Origin of the sequence: Sphingobacterium sp. Mn56C, assembly GCF_049319645.1 — a bacterium.
In the GTDB taxonomy this organism is placed as follows: Bacteria; Bacteroidota; Bacteroidia; order Sphingobacteriales; family Sphingobacteriaceae; genus Sphingobacterium.
This window is the reverse complement of the sequence record NZ_JBMOUC010000002.1, coordinates 64,156-80,408: the sequence shown is the minus strand read 5'-3', so window position 1 is coordinate 80,408 and position 16,253 is coordinate 64,156. Positions and strand designations below refer to the sequence as shown.

At 39.0% G+C, this 16,253-nt stretch carries 17 protein-coding genes; 9 read left to right on the top strand and 8 right to left on the bottom strand.

All coding sequences use genetic code 11. The annotated features are described in order from the left end of the window. Positions 1 to 29: 29 nt before the first annotated feature. The 4 genes from ACL9RF_RS07755 to ACL9RF_RS07740 are packed head-to-tail and all read left to right on the top strand — an operon-like array spanning position 30 to position 2,150. Positions 30 to 407 (top strand): cytochrome C oxidase subunit IV family protein, encoded by a 378-nt coding sequence (locus ACL9RF_RS07755; RefSeq protein ID WP_422800050.1) that lies wholly within the window; start codon positions 30 to 32, stop codon positions 405 to 407. Positions 408 to 409: 2 nt separating this feature from the next. Beyond that, entirely contained in the window at positions 410 to 1,129 is a 720-nt protein-coding gene (locus ACL9RF_RS07750; protein WP_422800049.1) for an SCO family protein, read from the top strand. 1 nt (position 1,130) lies between these two features. Then, complete coding sequence (locus ACL9RF_RS07745) at positions 1,131 to 1,673, top strand: DUF420 domain-containing protein (protein ID WP_422800048.1); 543 nt, start codon at positions 1,131 to 1,133, stop codon at positions 1,671 to 1,673. An 18-nt stretch (positions 1,674 to 1,691) separates the two neighbouring features. After that, entirely contained in the window at positions 1,692 to 2,150 is a 459-nt protein-coding gene (locus ACL9RF_RS07740; protein WP_422800047.1) for an ABC transporter ATPase, read from the top strand. Positions 2,151 to 2,212: 62 nt separating this feature from the next. Here the strand turns inward: ACL9RF_RS07740 and pckA are convergent, their stop codons facing one another. After that, positions 2,213 to 3,835, bottom strand: coding sequence for a phosphoenolpyruvate carboxykinase (ATP) (pckA, locus tag ACL9RF_RS07735; protein WP_422800046.1), 1,623 nt, complete (start codon positions 3,833 to 3,835; stop codon positions 2,213 to 2,215). Positions 3,836 to 4,449: 614 nt separating this feature from the next. Continuing rightward, on the bottom strand, positions 4,450 to 5,352 hold the full coding sequence (locus ACL9RF_RS07730; protein ID WP_422800045.1) for a S66 peptidase family protein: 903 nt from the start codon (positions 5,350 to 5,352) through the stop codon (positions 4,450 to 4,452). Positions 5,353 to 5,509: 157 nt separating this feature from the next. Here ACL9RF_RS07730 and metG point away from each other — a divergent pair, with 157 nt between their 5' ends. Continuing rightward, positions 5,510 to 7,579, top strand: a complete 2,070-nt coding sequence (gene metG / locus ACL9RF_RS07725; RefSeq protein WP_422800044.1) for a methionine--tRNA ligase — start codon at positions 5,510 to 5,512, stop codon at positions 7,577 to 7,579. An 85-nt stretch (positions 7,580 to 7,664) separates the two neighbouring features. On the opposite strand, the gene folP is transcribed toward metG, so the two are convergent. The 4 genes from folP to ACL9RF_RS07705 form a co-directional block, all read right to left on the bottom strand. Then, positions 7,665 to 8,513: a dihydropteroate synthase gene (gene folP / locus ACL9RF_RS07720; RefSeq protein ID WP_422800043.1), complete on the bottom strand. Its 849-nt coding sequence runs from the start codon at positions 8,511 to 8,513 to the stop codon at positions 7,665 to 7,667. A 62-nt stretch (positions 8,514 to 8,575) separates the two neighbouring features. After that, complete coding sequence (locus tag ACL9RF_RS07715) at positions 8,576 to 8,983, bottom strand: DUF4920 domain-containing protein (protein WP_422800042.1); 408 nt, start codon at positions 8,981 to 8,983, stop codon at positions 8,576 to 8,578. Between the two features lie 6 nt (positions 8,984 to 8,989). After that, positions 8,990 to 9,571 carry an L-threonylcarbamoyladenylate synthase gene (locus ACL9RF_RS07710; RefSeq protein ID WP_422800041.1) on the bottom strand — a complete coding sequence of 194 codons (582 nt, stop codon included), beginning with the start codon at positions 9,569 to 9,571 and terminating at the stop codon, positions 8,990 to 8,992. A 12-nt stretch (positions 9,572 to 9,583) separates the two neighbouring features. Continuing rightward, positions 9,584 to 10,405, bottom strand: coding sequence for a 2,3,4,5-tetrahydropyridine-2,6-dicarboxylate N-succinyltransferase (locus ACL9RF_RS07705; RefSeq protein WP_422800040.1), 822 nt, complete (start codon positions 10,403 to 10,405; stop codon positions 9,584 to 9,586). Between the two features lie 105 nt (positions 10,406 to 10,510). Between ACL9RF_RS07705 and ACL9RF_RS07700 the strand changes: the two genes are divergently transcribed. After that, positions 10,511 to 10,900, top strand: coding sequence for an RNA-binding S4 domain-containing protein (locus ACL9RF_RS07700; RefSeq protein ID WP_422800407.1), 390 nt, complete (start codon positions 10,511 to 10,513; stop codon positions 10,898 to 10,900). 50 nt (positions 10,901 to 10,950) lie between these two features. Here the strand turns inward: ACL9RF_RS07700 and ACL9RF_RS07695 are convergent, their stop codons facing one another. Then, a complete protein-coding gene (locus ACL9RF_RS07695) occupies positions 10,951 to 12,237 on the bottom strand; it encodes a citrate synthase (protein WP_422800039.1) in 1,287 nt (428 codons plus the stop codon). 182 nt (positions 12,238 to 12,419) lie between these two features. Between ACL9RF_RS07695 and ACL9RF_RS07690 the strand changes: the two genes are divergently transcribed. The 3 genes from ACL9RF_RS07690 to ACL9RF_RS07680 all read left to right on the top strand — a co-directional run bounded on the left by ACL9RF_RS07690 (position 12,420) and on the right by ACL9RF_RS07680 (position 15,550). Continuing rightward, positions 12,420 to 13,241, top strand: a complete 822-nt coding sequence (locus ACL9RF_RS07690; protein WP_422800038.1) for a hypothetical protein — start codon at positions 12,420 to 12,422, stop codon at positions 13,239 to 13,241. 202 nt (positions 13,242 to 13,443) lie between these two features. Continuing rightward, entirely contained in the window at positions 13,444 to 13,806 is a 363-nt protein-coding gene (locus tag ACL9RF_RS07685; RefSeq protein ID WP_422800037.1) for a BlaI/MecI/CopY family transcriptional regulator, read from the top strand. Between the two features lie 4 nt (positions 13,807 to 13,810). Next, on the top strand, positions 13,811 to 15,550 hold the full coding sequence (locus ACL9RF_RS07680; protein WP_422800036.1) for a M56 family metallopeptidase: 1,740 nt from the start codon (positions 13,811 to 13,813) through the stop codon (positions 15,548 to 15,550). 86 nt (positions 15,551 to 15,636) lie between these two features. On the opposite strand, the gene pth is transcribed toward ACL9RF_RS07680, so the two are convergent. Continuing rightward, a complete protein-coding gene (gene pth, locus ACL9RF_RS07675) occupies positions 15,637 to 16,200 on the bottom strand; it encodes an aminoacyl-tRNA hydrolase (protein ID WP_422800035.1) in 564 nt (187 codons plus the stop codon). Positions 16,201 to 16,253 lie beyond the last annotated feature (53 nt).

The following is a 16,253-nucleotide window of genomic DNA, read 5'->3' as shown; positions in this document are numbered from 1 at the left end:
TTATTGGCTTTAAAATTTTTAAATAAGATATGGCAAATCACGATAATCTTTCTACACATGATGCGCATGCGCACGGTGACGGTATGGATAAAAAACGTATATGGTCGGTGTTTTTTGTGCTACTAGCACTTACAGCTTTAGAGTTCTTAATCGCTCTAGGTTTTGTACACCACTGGGGAATCTTACATAAAGGTGCTTTGGTTAACACGATTTATATTGTATTAACATTAGTAAAAGCGTATTATATTGTTGCGTTCTTTATGCACTTAAAATTCGAGAAGTCAGGGTTTATTATAACCTGTGGTATCGTCTTTATATTTATCATTTACTTTATTATTCTGCTTTTGGTAGAAGGTAATTACTTACTGCATCATTTGCAGGAACATAGTGTTTATCCTAATAACTAGTAATGCGTAAAAGCAATAAAAAAACGAATTTTTCAAAATTAATTATCCTGGCTATAGTACTACTAGTGCCAGGATTTTTGTATATAGTTCTCAATAAAGTTGGTTCTAACGCGTATCTGAAATTACCTGTTTACGGCGAAAAAGTCCTCTCCGGAAAGATGAACCGTAAGATGGGACGCGAAATTCCAGATACCATATTTCATCAGGTAAAACCGATTGCACTCTTCGACGGTAATGGTAATGATGTGGGTTTTTTAAAATCGGATAGTATTATTTCCGTTGTCCATTTAATGTATGCCAACGATACTGGGCTTTCTACTGTTCTTTTTCAAAAATTGAAACCCATTGTCGATCGTTTTGTAAATAACAATAAGGTGCGTTTTTACTCCATTTCTGTAGATACTACCGATACAGCTGCTAAGCTTAAACAGTTGGAGCAGCAGTATGTAAAAGATAGTGGTAAGCATTGGTTTGTCGTGGGCTCGAAAGCTGATATTTTGCCATTTGTAAAAGATCAATTACTGATTGATGCATTTCCAGATCCTACAGAAGCGGGTAAGTTCAGAATCAGTAACAATTACTTATTGATTGATACGGAAGGTCGGATTCGTGGCTTTTATGATATTAATTTAAAGACAGAACCCGAGCGTTTACAGGATGAAATAAAAGTACAGCTTGTTGAGGAGGCAAGGAATAACCCTTTTAAAATTGAACAAAAATAATATGGCAATGACCGAAGAAGAGAAAAAATATAAAGGGATTATTTGGACACTTTCTGTTATAATTCCGGTTGCTGTAGCGGCGTTATTTGGTATTAACCTAAGGAAGTTAGGTTATGACGTGGAACCGCTGTCCTTTTTACCACCGATCTATGCGACGATAAATGGCTTAACTGCAGTCCTATTGTTCGCTGCCGTAGCGGCAATTAAAAAAAATAAAGTTAAATTACATGAAACCTTAATCAAGGTTTGTATGTTATGTTCGTCTTTATTTTTGATTATGTATGTGGCCTATCATATGACATCCGATTCAACACCTTTTGGTGGCGACGGGACAATACGTTATGTTTATTTCTTTATTTTAATTACGCATATTGTCTTGTCGATAATTATTATCCCATTTGTGTTGTTTACTTTTGTGAGGGGTATTGCCGGGGCGTACGAGCGTCATAAGCGTTTGGCACGTATTACCTACCCGATGTGGATGTATGTTGCCGTAACCGGGGTTATTGTTTACCTGATGATAGCACCTTATTATGTCCATTAGATTTTAAAATAGCATAGTATGGCAAGAGTTTGGATATATCAGGCAGATCGTTTTTTAACGGATGCTGAAGTGGAGCATATTGCGCAGGAAGCGAATGAATTTATTCGTACCTGGACTGCACATGGTACAGCCTTAGCAGGTAGGGTTAGTGTAGAGCATAACCTTTTTTTATTACTGTTGGTCGATGAGGAGCAGGCATTAGCAACGGGCTGTTCAATAGATAAGTCGGTACATTTTGTGCAAGCCTTAGGGCAACGGTACGGTATTGATTTTTTTAATCGGATGAATACTGCATACCGCAGTAATGTCGATGATAGCTTGCAGCTAGCCACGCGCGAAGAGTTTGCACAGCGCCTAAAAGAGGGCATTGTAAACCAAGAAACATTGGTTTATAATAATTTAATTCAGGATTCCAGTGAGCTCTCTACAAAATGGGAGGTTCCTTTTGCCGTCAGTTGGCATAGTAAGGTTTTTTAAGTTTCCTGATTTAGGTATAAAAAATAAGGGTCTGTTTTAAAACAGACCCTTATTTTTTTATCTTATAAGGAGGTGAGTGGTGATGCCGATAATATCTCTGCATTTGCTTCACTTTCATATTGTTTGAAATTATTGACAAACAATTGGGCTAGGGCCAATGCTTGTGCGTCATATGCTGCCGGATCTTGCCAGGTTGTTCTCGGGTTTAATACCTCTGCAGGGACACCAGGGCACGACTGTGGTTTTAATACCCCAAATACCACATGAGGTACATACTCCACACTGTCTAAATCCCCGCGCATGGCTGCATTAATCATTGCACGCGTATACTTAAGGTTCATACGCTTACCCACGCCATATTTACCGCCTGTCCATCCTGTATTTATTAACCAAACATTTACATCGGGGTTTTTATCTAATTTTTCGCCCAATAGTTCGGCGTATTTAATAGGATGTAATGGTAAAAATACACGTCCAAAACATGCTGAGAATGTCGTTTGTGGTTCTGTAATGCCAACCTCTGTACCTGCGACTTTAGCCGTATACCCAGATATAAAGTGGTACATAGCCTGTGCTTTTGTAAGTTTAGAAATGGGTGGCAAAATGCCAAAAGCATCACAGGTAAGGAAGAAAATATTTTTAGGTATTTTCCCCAACGAAGGTTCCTTCGCATTTGGAATATAATCTATCGGATAGGCTGCGCGTGTATTTTCAGTAATGCTTGCATCGGCATAATTTACTTCGTTAGTGCCAGGGAAGAAAGTTACATTTTCCAATAATGTTCCTGGGCGTATTGCTGCATATATTTCAGGTTCTTTTTCTGGGCTTAAATCAATACATTTCGCATAACAACCCCCTTCAAAGTTAAATACCGAATTATCGGCCCAACCATGCTCGTCGTCGCCGATTAATGCGCGACTGGCATCAGCAGATAGGGTAGTTTTTCCTGTACCACTTAAACCAAAGAATAAAGATACATCGCCATCTTTACCTTCATTAGCAGAACAGTGCATTGGTAAAACCTGACGTTCATGCGGTAGTAAAAAGTTGAGTACCGAAAATATACCTTTTTTCATTTCTCCGGTATAAGCCGAACCACCTATTAAAATTATTTTTTTAGTAAAATTAACGATTGTAAAGTTCGCCGAACGTGTTCCATCCACTTCAGGATCGGCTTCAAATTCAGGAATTTGTAAGACCACCCATTCTTTTTCAAAATTTACTAATTCCGCATCGGTAGGGGTAATAAATAAATTATTGCAGAATAAGTTTGCCCATGGCAATGTATTTATTACCGTAACATGTAAACCATACGATTTATCAGCTCCGGCAAAACAGTTTCTAATCCATAGCTCTTTGTCGGTAAGGCTATTTAGCATTTTTTCGTAAAGACGATCAAAAATCTCTTCCGAGATCGGGTTATTTATCTCCCCCCAGTCTACACTATGTTCGGTTAAGACGTCTTTAACAATAAACTTGTCTTTGGGAGAACGACCTGTAAATTTCCCTGTACTTACACATAAAGCACCTTTGTCATTTAAGACCCCCTGCTGGCGTTCTAAAGTTTGTGTGGTAAGTTCTTCATTATTTAAATTCCAATGTATCACACTTGCATTAAGTCCCAGACTCTCCATACTTACCTTTGAACTCTTTGTCCCAAATTCACGTAGCTCCATTGTTATCATAATTTTATTTTATGCAGCTAAGGTAACGACATTCGATAGAGCAAAATAAACATTGTTTATTTTTGCGAAAAATGTTTCTAGTTTGAAGAATTAGTTGATTTATTTACGAAAATTATGCTAATGATTGATTTTTTGTTCGTTTTTTTTAAGATGCATTGTAATTCTCTAAATTTAAGCTTTACTAAAGGCTTAGCGTTTTACTTGTATTTGGATAAAATATGTAAAGTTTGTGCACGCTTGCATTCCTGCCTCCTTAAATCCTTCCATCTTGTACGATACCCAGGTCTGCAGACAGACTGTTGTTTTTTTCTGTTTCGTTTTTTAAATACGCTGTTAAGCAGGTTGTTAAGGTGTAGTGTGTACACACTTCCTGAAAAGGTTTTAGCATTATTCTTACCGCAACTTTGGAAAGCAACAAAAAAAAGATCTGTATAGGAAAAACATTTAAATTTAAGTTAACAGCAATGGTATGTATATTGTCCTTAGGTAAAAATTAATATTGCTTTGTTTAACAAAAGTTTTAGACTTAGTTATATACCCCCAAAAAACAGGCATTATAGAAGCCTAAATGCCCTAACAATGCCTGTTAAAGTTAAAAATGTTGTTTAAACAATCTATTTTATATACTGAATAGAAACGGCATCCCCCAGCACAGAGAGTGTTACCATTTGTCCTAAAATCAACGCCCTATTATCCGGAATATGGCCGGCAGGGCATCCAAATGCGACTGGAAAATCCAGTCCGGCGATTTTATCCAGAACAATTTCAGGTACTGTTTGACCAAAGGAAGGATTGCTATCGCGCATGCCGGTAAAACTACCCACAATTATACCTTTTAAGCCATCGAATTTTTTTGCCCTTTTCAAGGTCCACAACATACGGTCGACATTGTAGAAAGATTCGCCAACATCTTCTATAAATAAAACTTTATCCGTAAAATCCACGTCCGAATCCGACGCTAACATACTTTGCAGAATAGCAAGATTTCCACCGGTTAAGATTCCAGTACCATAACCATTTCTATGAGGCAGATTCTCGGCACGAAACTCGAGATCAATATTTTCTCCAAATAAGGCCCTTCGTAGCGTTTCCAACGATTCTGCGGATGCGTCCAAAAATGCCTTAATCATCTGTCCGTGAATGGTAGGAATAGCAAACTGTCGCTGTATATGGCTGTGTAAGGCTGTAATATCCGAGAAACCGACTAGCCATTTCGGCTTCTTTACAAAGGCAGAGAAATCTAATCTATCCAAAATTCTTACCGAGCCATAACCACCCCTCACAGCAATAATAGCCTTTATTTCGGGGTTATCCAGCGCCTGTTGCAAGTCTTTTGCACGTAAGGCGTCGGTGCCAGCAAACTGGTGGTAGTGCGCCGTAACCGTTTCTCCGATTACAGGTTCTAAGCCCCAATTTCTAAGGATATCATAGGCTGGAGTAAGGTCTCCTTGAACAAAACTTGCAGGGCAAATTATAGCGACTTTATCGCCTTTTTTTAGGTATGTGGGTATACTCATATACAGATTCTTATTATATTGCACAAAATGTGAAGAGCTATAGCGGTTATCCAAGGTCATTTTTTGCCTTAGCCTACATATTAAGCGCAAATTGAATTATCTTTGCAAACAATTTTACAAATTATATTATTAGTAACACCATTAAATATTCAATATCTTGAGCAATTTATCCAAAAACCGTTACACCATTACCTCCGCATTACCCTATGCAAATGGTCCTTTGCATATTGGGCATTTGGCCGGAGCTTATATACCAGGCGATATTTTTGTACGTTTTTTACGTTTAAAAAACAAAGACGTTGTTTATGTATGTGGGTCTGATGAGCATGGGGCAGCAATTACTATAAAAGCGAAAAAAGAAGGTGTTACCCCAAAAGAAATTATCGATAAGTATAATAAACAAATAAAGGATTCTTTTGAAGAGTTTGGTATTTCTTTCGACATTTACCACCGTACTTCAGAACCTATACACCATGAACTGTCGCAGGAGTTTTTCCTTAATCTTTACGAAAAAGGAGAGTTTATAGAAAAATTCTCCGAGCAGTACTACGACGAGGAGTTTCAGCAATTTTTGGCCGACCGTTATATTACAGGAACCTGTCCGCACTGTCAGAGTGAGGGTGCTTATGGCGATCAATGCGAAAAGTGTGGCACCTCTTTAAGTCCGACAGATCTTATAAATCCAAAATCTACGTTAAGTGGAAAAACACCTATATTAAAAGCTACAAAGCACTGGTATTTGCCGTTGGATAAATACCAACCCTGGTTGGAAAAGTGGCTTATTGAAGGGAAAAAAGATGTGCTGAAATCTAATGTTTTCGGGCAGTGTCAATCTTGGTTGAAATCTGGATTGCAGCCCCGCTCTATGACCCGTGATTTGGATTGGGGCGTGGATGTACCCTTGGCAGAAGCTGAAGGTAAAAAACTGTATGTATGGTTAGATGCTCCTATCGGTTATATTTCGGCAACCAAACAGTGGGCATTGGACACGGGAAAAAATTGGGAGCATTACTGGAAGAAACAAAGTAAGGAAGCGGATGATTCGACACTGATTCATTTTATCGGTAAAGATAATATCGTGTTTCACTGTATTATTTTTCCTGCGATATTGCATGCCCATGGCGACTATATCTTACCAGAAAATGTCCCTGCAAATGAGTTCTTAAACCTTGAAGGAGATAAATTATCCACTTCGCGTAACCATGCCGTGTGGCTGCACGAATATCTACAAGATTTTCCGAACAAGCAGGATGAATTACGCTATGTGTTGACATCCATCCTACCCGAAACTTCGGACAGTGAGTTCACTTGGAAAGATTTTCAAGCACGTGTAAATAATGAGCTGGTAGCTATATTAGGCAACTTTGTAAACCGCGTCATGGTATTGTCGCATAAGTATTTTGCCGGTGAGGTGGCCTTCGGCACAGACTATAACGCGAGTGATATCGCTGTTTTCGAGGAGTTAGCCAAATTCCCGGCCTTAATAGAGCAATCTATTGGCAACTACCGTTTCCGCGAGGCGTTGAGCTTGTTTATGAATGCTGCACGATTAGGGAATAAATACCTTGCCGATGAAGAGCCGTGGAAATTAATTAAAGAAGATGAGTTACGCGTAAAAACGGTACTGAATGTGGCCACTCAGATTGTAGCGAATTTAGCGATCCTGGCGCAGCCCTTTTTACCGAAATCATCGAATGTATTGTTCGAGATGCTAAACCTGCCGAAACAGGGCTGGGAACAAGCTGGTAAATCTGATATTGTCGCTACAGGACATCAATTGGGTGCTGTGCAGCTATTGTTTGATAAAATAACCGACGAACAGGTCGATTTTCAACTGCAGAAACTTGCCGATGCGAAGGCTAAAAATGTGAAAGCTACCGCTGTTGCCGCTCCGGCAAAGGAAAACATAAGTTTCGACGATTTTATGAAACTTGATATCCGTGTAGGTACCATTATCGAAGCCGAGAAAGTGGCGAAGACCAAGAAACTACTGAAGTTGAAAATTGATACTGGAATTGATCAGCGTACCGTTGTATCGGGGATTGCCGAGTTTTTTGCACCAGCCGATATCTTAGGTAAGCAGGTTTCTATTTTAGTGAACCTGGAACCCCGCGAAATCAAAGGTATCCAGTCCCAAGGGATGATACTGATGGCTGAAGATGCAGATGGTCGTTTAGACTTTGTGTGTCCTACTACGGCTATAACGGCAGGCAGTACAGTTCGGTAATAGCCGGTTAGGCTAAAGAAAGGTTATCAAAATATGGATGTAAGATGCTCTACTTCCCCTAAATTGATAACCTTTTTTTATTGCTTTAACGGATTAATTGTAAAAGCTGTTTAGCTTCTTTAACATCATGAACACGTAACAGCTGTACACCTCTATCCAGCAAAAGTGTATGTAATACAGTTGTACCATTTAAGGCCTCCTGTGCAGTAATACCAAGCTTTTTATAAATCATAGACTTGCGTGATATACCGCCTAAGATTGGCAAATCAAAATACTGTAACTCTGCGATACGATACAGAAGCTCATAGTTCTGCTCTATGGTTTTAGCAAATCCAAATCCTGGATCTAGAATAATATCCTTTACCCCCAATTTTCGGAGGTAAGCAATCTTTTCACCAAAATATAGCGCAATATCTTGCACAATATCCGTATAGTCCGTCAGGGTAGCCATTGTCTCAGGTGTTCCCCGCATATGCATAAGTATATACGGAACCTGAAGTTCTGCCACGGTTGAAAACATATTTTCATCCAGCGTACCGCCAGAGATATCATTGATAAGATGTGCGCCGGCACCAATTGCTGCCCTTGCAACCTCCGAACGAAAGGTATCGATAGAAATTAATGCATCTGGAACTTCGTTTACCAGCGCTTCGATAACCGGTATGGCACGATCTAGCTCTTGTTGTGTTGTTATTGGTGCAGCTCCAGGCCTGCTCGAGTAGGCTCCGAGATCTATTATATCTGCCCCATCATGTAGCAACTCCTTGGCCTTACGTAGGGCGCTATGCGTAGTATTATGCATTCCCCCATCAAAAAAAGAGTCTGGTGTTACATTAAGAATCCCCATTAGCAGAGGTTCGTCAAAAGACAGTAATTTGCCATTCGCGTTGATCGATTGGCAAGGGGCGGTTTGGGGTTTATTCCGAATAGACATATATTAAAGCGAATGGTTAATAAGCAAAGAAGGTGCCTTAATTGTAAGGCACCTTCTTTATATTATTTAACAACGAGGACACCATCGGCAGTAACAGAAATTTCTGCCTGTGGGTCTTTTTGTTTGGCTCTACCTTCTACAATCACGGTTTTTCCAACCAGATCCTGTGGAACAAAGAAGGCATAATCGGTAAATCTTACGGTTATAGGTTCAGCATTGTCGGCAGCTTGCAAGGTTAAATAACAACCTTTCATCTTGCATACCTTTAAAACCTTGCCTTCAAATTTCCCCAGAAAGGATCCATTTTGTGCGAGATTATTTTCCAGGCTTTTTACCGAAATAACATTTTTGTTTGTTATACTTTTACCATAGTTTACGCCAGCCTTTGCGGGTTTTATCGTCGGTTGTTGTGCATAGGATAGTGCTGATAATCCAAACATACAACTGGCCAGCATTATTATTTTCTTCATAAACTCCTATTTACGTAAAAACTCAAACTTACCACTAGGGTCCAACCGCATGATTATCGACGCTGTTCCTGGCGTTTTATCCTCCTGCCCATAGTTCACCACATAGTCTACACCAGCTTTAATTTCAGGAGCGATGTCATCAAAGGTTCCCGCTGATGGCTCGCCACTGATATTGGCAGATGTGGAGATAATAGGTTTCCGAAAGCGTTGCAACAATTGCTGGCAAAAAGGATGCGTCACGATACGAATACCAATGCTTCCATCCGCAGCAATAGCGTTAGCGGCTAGGTTTTTTGCTCCAGAGAAAATAATCGTCATTGGTCTATCTGTTGCCTCGATTAATTCGTAGGCAACGTCAGGAATCTCTTGCACATAACTTGCCAACTGATTGTCGTTGTGTAGCAACATCAGCATACTCTTGCTTTTATCGCGACCTTTCAAGGCAAAAACCTTTTCTACAGCCGCAGGGTTTGTTGCATCGCAGCCTATACCCCAAATAGTATCCGTAGGGTATAAAATAAGTCCCCCATTTTTCAAGGTTTCTAAGGCTGCATTAATATCTGCTCTATCTACAAAAGGTTGTGCCATACTAGGGGTATATTAAACAGCCACGTTATGATCACGTAAAGCATCGTTTAGCGATGTTTTTTTATCTGTAGACTCTTTACGTTTACCAATAATTAATGCACAAGGAACCTGATATTCACCTGCATTGAACTTCTTGGTGTAAGAACCTGGAATTACCACCGAACGTGCCGGAACAATACCTTTGTATTCTACAGGCTCAGGACCTGAGACATCGATAATTTTCGTAGAGGCTGTTAACACCACATTTGCACCTAATACCGCTTCGGTTTCAACACGTACGCCTTCAACAACAATAGCACGTGAACCCACGAATACGTTATCTTCAATAATAACTGGAGCAGCTTGAATTGGCTCTAAAACACCACCAATACCTACACCGCCAGATAAGTGAACATTTTTACCAATCTGCGCGCAAGAACCAACCGTAGCCCAAGTATCTACCATAGTACCTTCACCAACATAGGCACCAATGTTAACATAGGAAGGCATCATAATAACCCCTTTGGCCAAGAAAGCACCGTAACGTGCCGATGCACCCGGTACTACACGTACGCCCAACTCTTTATAGTTGGTTTTTAACTTCATTTTATCATGGTAAACGAATGGTTTATTGTCGATTTCCTTCATCTCACGAATTGGGAAATAAAGAATAACAGCTTTTTTAATCCACTCGTTAACAAACCAACCGTCTAAAATTGGTTCAGCAACACGTAGCTCGCCGCTATCGAGTTTCATAATAACCGTTTGAATGGCTTCAAAATATTCTTTATATTCTAATAACTGTCTGTCTTCCCAAGCCTCTTCGATAAGTTTCTGTGTTTTTTGGATATCCATTTTCCTTACTTAAATGATTAATTGTGAAATGCAAATATGCTTATTTTTGTTGAGATGTGGTTAATCTTGAATTCTGATTTTCATCGGAAAGAAGTAAATTTGTTTATGGCAAATGAAAATGAAAAATTACGTATCGATAAATATTTATGGGCAATCCGTATTTTTAAAACGCGGAGTTTGGCAACCGAAGCCTGTAAGGCCGGAAGAGTAAAGCTTAATGGGCAGAATGTAAAACCCTCTTATGTTGTAAAGATTGGTGAAACCTTTACCATACAGAAGGGTATAGAAAAGAAGGTCGTTTTGGTAACGGGGTTATTGGAGCGTAGGGGAGATGCTAAAACTGCGGCTTTAAACTATGAAGACCATACACCGGTGGAAGAGACTTACGGTTATAAATCGGTATTCCATGCTCCGGTATTGAAACGCGATAGAGGGACAGGTAGGCCAACGAAAAAAGACCGTCGTGATATTGATGATTTAATGGAGGAGGGATAAAAAAAAGCAGCTCTGTATTGGAGCTGCTTTTTTTTATTGTATTAGCTGTATTAGCGTGTGCTGATATCTGTATACACACGGTCGATTTCGCCATTGTAAACTTGTCTCGGACGACCGATAGGTTCTTTTTTATCACGCATTTCTTTCCATTGCGCAATCCATCCTGGTAAACGACCCAAAGCAAATAACACGGTAAACATATCCGAATTAAAGCCTAAAGCACGGTATATAATACCCGAGTAGAAATCCACGTTTGGATATAATTTTCTGTCGATAAAGTACTGATCGCTAAGCGCAGCTTCCTCTAATTTTTTTGCTATATCCAATACCGGATCTTGAACGCCTAATTTTTCTAAAATATCATCGCATGCTTTTTTGATGATTTTAGCGCGTGGATCAAAATTTTTGTACACCCGGTGGCCAAAGCCCATTAAACGGAAAGGATCATTTTTATCTTTTGCTTTCGCTAAATACTTCTCTACATCACCACCATCGTTTTTAATATCTTCTAACATCTCAATAACCGCCTGGTTTGCTCCGCCATGTAAAGGCCCCCATAGGGCATTGATTCCAGCAGATACAGAAGCATATAAATTAGCATTAGATGAACCGACGATACGCACGGTCGATGTAGAACAGTTTTGTTCGTGGTCGGCGTGCAAAATCAGCAACTTATGCATGGCATCAATAATAACCGGATCAAAAGTTTTATCGGAGTTAACCTCGCCAAAAATCATGTTCATGAAGTTGTCGATGTATCCTAAATCTTTTTTCGGGTATACTACCGGATGTCCAAGGGATTTTTTCTGAATCCAAGAAACAATCGTAGGCATTTTGCCTAATAAATTGATAATGGTTTTATTTTCTTCTTCTTCCGTTTGATTCGGGTTTAATGACTCCGGGTAGAACGCCGATAAAGCACCTACAAGGCATGATAACTGCCCCATAGGGTGAGATTTCGATGGAAAACCAGCGAAGAATATTTTCATATCCTCGTGTACCAGCATTTGCGCTTTTATATCGGCACGGAATTTTTCTAAAACTTCTTTAGAAGGAAGGTGTCCATAGATCAACAAATAAGCTACTTCTAAAAAAGTAGACTTCTCTGCGAGGTCTTCAATTTTATAACCACGGTGTTTTAACACACCGTTTTCACCATCTAAAAAGGTAATTGCACTTTGGGTAGCTCCCGTATTTTTGTAACCGATGTCTAAGGTAATATATCCAGACTGATCTCTAAGTTTTGAAATATCGATAGCTTTTTCATTCTCTGTACCTGTGATTACAGGTAGCTCAAGTGTCTTGCCGTTTAAAGTAATAGATGCTGTTTCAGACATAATCAAATTTGTATGTGTATTCACAAAAATATAAAAATGAATGACAATTACGCCATTGCTAAATAGAATTAAATGACATTTATTAGTCATAATTTAGTTTTATCCTTAATTTTGGCAATTCTTAAAATAGCAATAAAAAATAGCGATTTTGTATGATCTTTGCAATTAGTAATTTATAATTTATGGAAAGATATTCTATTCACAACACACAGCATGATGATGCAAATGAACAACCTACGACGCCTAATTCCCATCCCGAGCAGGATGTACCACCAGGCGCTGTAGGGGCTACTGAACCCCAACAACCCCAACCAAAACAGTCTAAAAAAGGCCTATGGTGGGCCATTGGTATTTGTGCGGCTTTACTTATTGGTGGGGGCTCCTGGTACTTCGTCCAGGAGAAGGATTACACTGCGACGGCCGATTCTTCGGCAGCCGATAAAGCCAAGTGGTTGCCTATTGATGAATATCAGAAACTGGACGAAAATTATCAGCAAGCAATCATACATTATCTAAATGAAAATAACCATGGTGATAAGGGCTATTATTTTTTAACGCGTATACCCGAAAGAGCAAAGAATATTTACTGTTTTGGAAACTTTGTAAACAGTACGGATAGTATAGGGGATAATATCGCTATTGTCGCGGAGTATTTTGATTTTAAAACATCTTCTTTGGTTATTATGGATGCGAATGGCAATTTGTTGTTTACGCAGAATTTTGATGGCTTACCTTTAATCCAAAGCTTTAAAAAAGGAACGAAGATTTATAAGGAGGAACCTACATTGCAACGTTCTAACGTGGATGGTATCCTTGTGAAGTATGATGATATGAAGTATGCCATTGTATTCGATACAAAAAATAAAAAATTCCAACAGTACTACCAGTATAGTGATGAGGAAATTAAAAACCTGAATACGCCTTATGAGGAAGGTGAGGGTGTTGAGGCTTTTGATCCTGCAACAGCAACCCCGACGGATACATTAAAAAATACGGCGCCGTAAATTTTTGGTCTTGGATCCTACAAAACATAAAGCACATGTGGACTTCACGTGTGCTTTTTTTTGCTGCAATACCTGCCATGCCATTTATGTTAGTTCCTTTTGCTGCCTTGGATTTTCTGTTTCCTTTTTTTAAAAAAAAGCTAAAAAAATATTTTTTATTACGAAAAATTCGTAGACTTGTAAAGTTTTATAAGCTAAGTATATGGAAAAGTTGACATTACAAGAGGAAGAGGCTATGCAGTCGGTATGGCAATTACAGGGTGGATTTATTAAAGATATTCTCGATAACCTAAAAGGCGAGCAGGTACCTTACACCACCTTAGCATCTACAATAAAGAATTTGGAGCGTAAAGGTTTTGTTGCTGCGGTCAAGGTGGCCAATGCCAATCGCTACATTCCGCGGGTTACTGAAGAAGAGTATAAAGCGAAGTTTATGAACTCTTTTGTTGGCGATTACTTTAAAAATTCCTACAAAGAAATGGTAAGTTTTTTTGTCAAAGAGGAAAAGCTATCGGAAGCCGAACTGGAGGAAATAATGAATATGATAAAACATAATAAATCCTAAACATATGGCATCTGTTTTGACCTATATAATTCAAGTAAACTTAGTGCTCAGTATTATTTTTATCGGGTATTATTTATTACTGAAAAGCCTGACTTTCTATGCTATAAATCGTGCCTATCTATGTATTGGGGCTATTTATGCCTTTGTATATCCATTTATTGATATAAGCTCATTTTTTAGTACGCAAACCGTATATAATCTCCCCGTTATATCCGAATATATTGCCATTGAAAACCCGACTAAACAGTCGTCCTGGTTTACGGTATCGAATGTCTCTTTAATGATTTTGGCAATAGGCGCTACAGTGCTCGTAGGTAGATTTTTTATTCAGTTAGGGAGTTTATTGCGTATACACGTCTATTCTAAGCCTGCGCAATGGAAAAATTACTGGTTTCAAAACGTATTGTTTCCTATTGTTCCTTTTTCATTTCTGAATAAAATTTACCTGCATAGCGAACAACATATGGAGGTCGAGATGGATGATATTCTCAAACACGAGGATATTCATGTGAAAGGTTGGCATACCTTGGATATATTATTGTTTGAGACTATCGTGATTTTATGTTGGTACAACCCATTTGTATGGTTATTAAGGCATGCGGTGCGTCAAAACCTGGAATATCTTACAGACCAAATGGTTTTAAACAAGGGGATAAATAAACAGCAGTATCAATACTCTTTACTCCATGTTAGTAAAAATGGTGTTGCTATGGGCTTGGGAAATCAATTTAATTTTAAAATCTTAAAAAAACGAATTGCTATGATGAATAAAAAACGTTCTTCGAAAGTAGCTTTAAGCATTTACGTGTGTTTACTGCCCATATTAATTATTGCGGGAGCAAGTTTTACAGTAGTAAAAGCGAAAGATAAAATCGATGCAGTGGTGGAGAATGTGCAGGATATGCCCATTGCAACACTCTTGCCTGCAGCAAGCTTTAAGCCTATGGCACCATTGGATTCCCTAGATGCCACAGCTAATTTATCCAGCATTCCTGCGCCAGTTGCTGTTGCTGATAACCGAAAGGAAGTTGTTAAATCGGCTCCTGAACGGATAGCCCTTTACTGGAGGTCGGATTCCAATAACTATGCTGTAGATACGTTGTCAAAAGATGTTAATTCGATTAAAGTAAAAGGGTATGGTGTTAAAGGCGTAACATCGGGTGTTGTGGTGGTCGTCGATGGGGAGGAAATGCCTATAAATTTTAATCTTCAATCTTTAGATGCTAGTCGTATAAAACATATTAATGTGGTAAAGGATGCGTCCTCGAAGGACGGTAAAGGGAAAATATATGTTGAAACAAATGGCGTTGTGGATAAAAACAATCTGACCGTTCTGTTACGGGGTGCAAACATTGCTGAACATCTGGGCAAGGAAACGGTAAAGGGAGAGACCCTGGACGTTAAAAAACCGCTCATCATTCTAGATGGAAAAAAGATTACCGGCAGCCCTAAAGTAGATCCTAATACAATTGAAAATCTTACTATTCTAAAAGATAAATCTGCGGTGTCTGTTTACGGTGAAGAAGCGAAAAATGGGGTGATTTTAATAAACTCAAAAAATAACAATACCCTATCGGTACAAGGGTTTTCGAAATATAGCGACGATGATGTATTTTTTATAGATGGAAATGCCGTTTCTAAGAATGAGTATACCCGTGTGACCAAAGACAAAATTAAAGAACAAAAAATGAGTTTCAAAACCGACCAAAAAGGTAAACGTTACGAAATTATAACCCGGCCTTAGAGAATTTATTCCTAGCTCAACAAAGAGGCTGTGTGTATCATTAAGATATGCACAGCCTCTTTTAGTATATACACCATGACGGCCTGTTATTTGGTGTTTAAGTTTGTCATGGTTAAGCCTATGCCAATACTTACAAAACTATGTACCATTTTTACAGCATGATCAATCAATGCGGGTAAGTTCCGTTGCTCCTCTTTATCGAAGGGGCCCAGCACATAATCCACCTGCCTGCCTTTAGCAAAATTGTCGCCAATACCAAAACGAAGACGTGGATAGTTTTGGCCTGCACAATGAGCTTCAATAGATTTTAGTCCGTTATGTCCGGCAGCCGATCCCTTAGGTTTTATCCGCAGGGAGCCAAAAGGTATTGCCAAATCATCAACAATGACCATTACATTTTCTATAGGTACCTTTTCTTGTTGCATCCAATAGTTTACTGCCTTGCCACTAAGGTTCATATAGGTCGTAGGTTTGATAACCACCACATTATGACCACGAAGTTTAAACGCAGTATAATAGGCGTGTTTCAATGTAGACCAACTAGTACCCGCTTGGTTTGCCAATTCATCTGCGACCATAAAACCTATATTATGGCGTGTATCTGCATACTCACGGCCAATATTGCCCAATCCTACAATTAAAAAATTCATGCTGCAAAAATAGGAGTTAGATTTGAATTATCAGCGGTAGGTTTTGATATTGT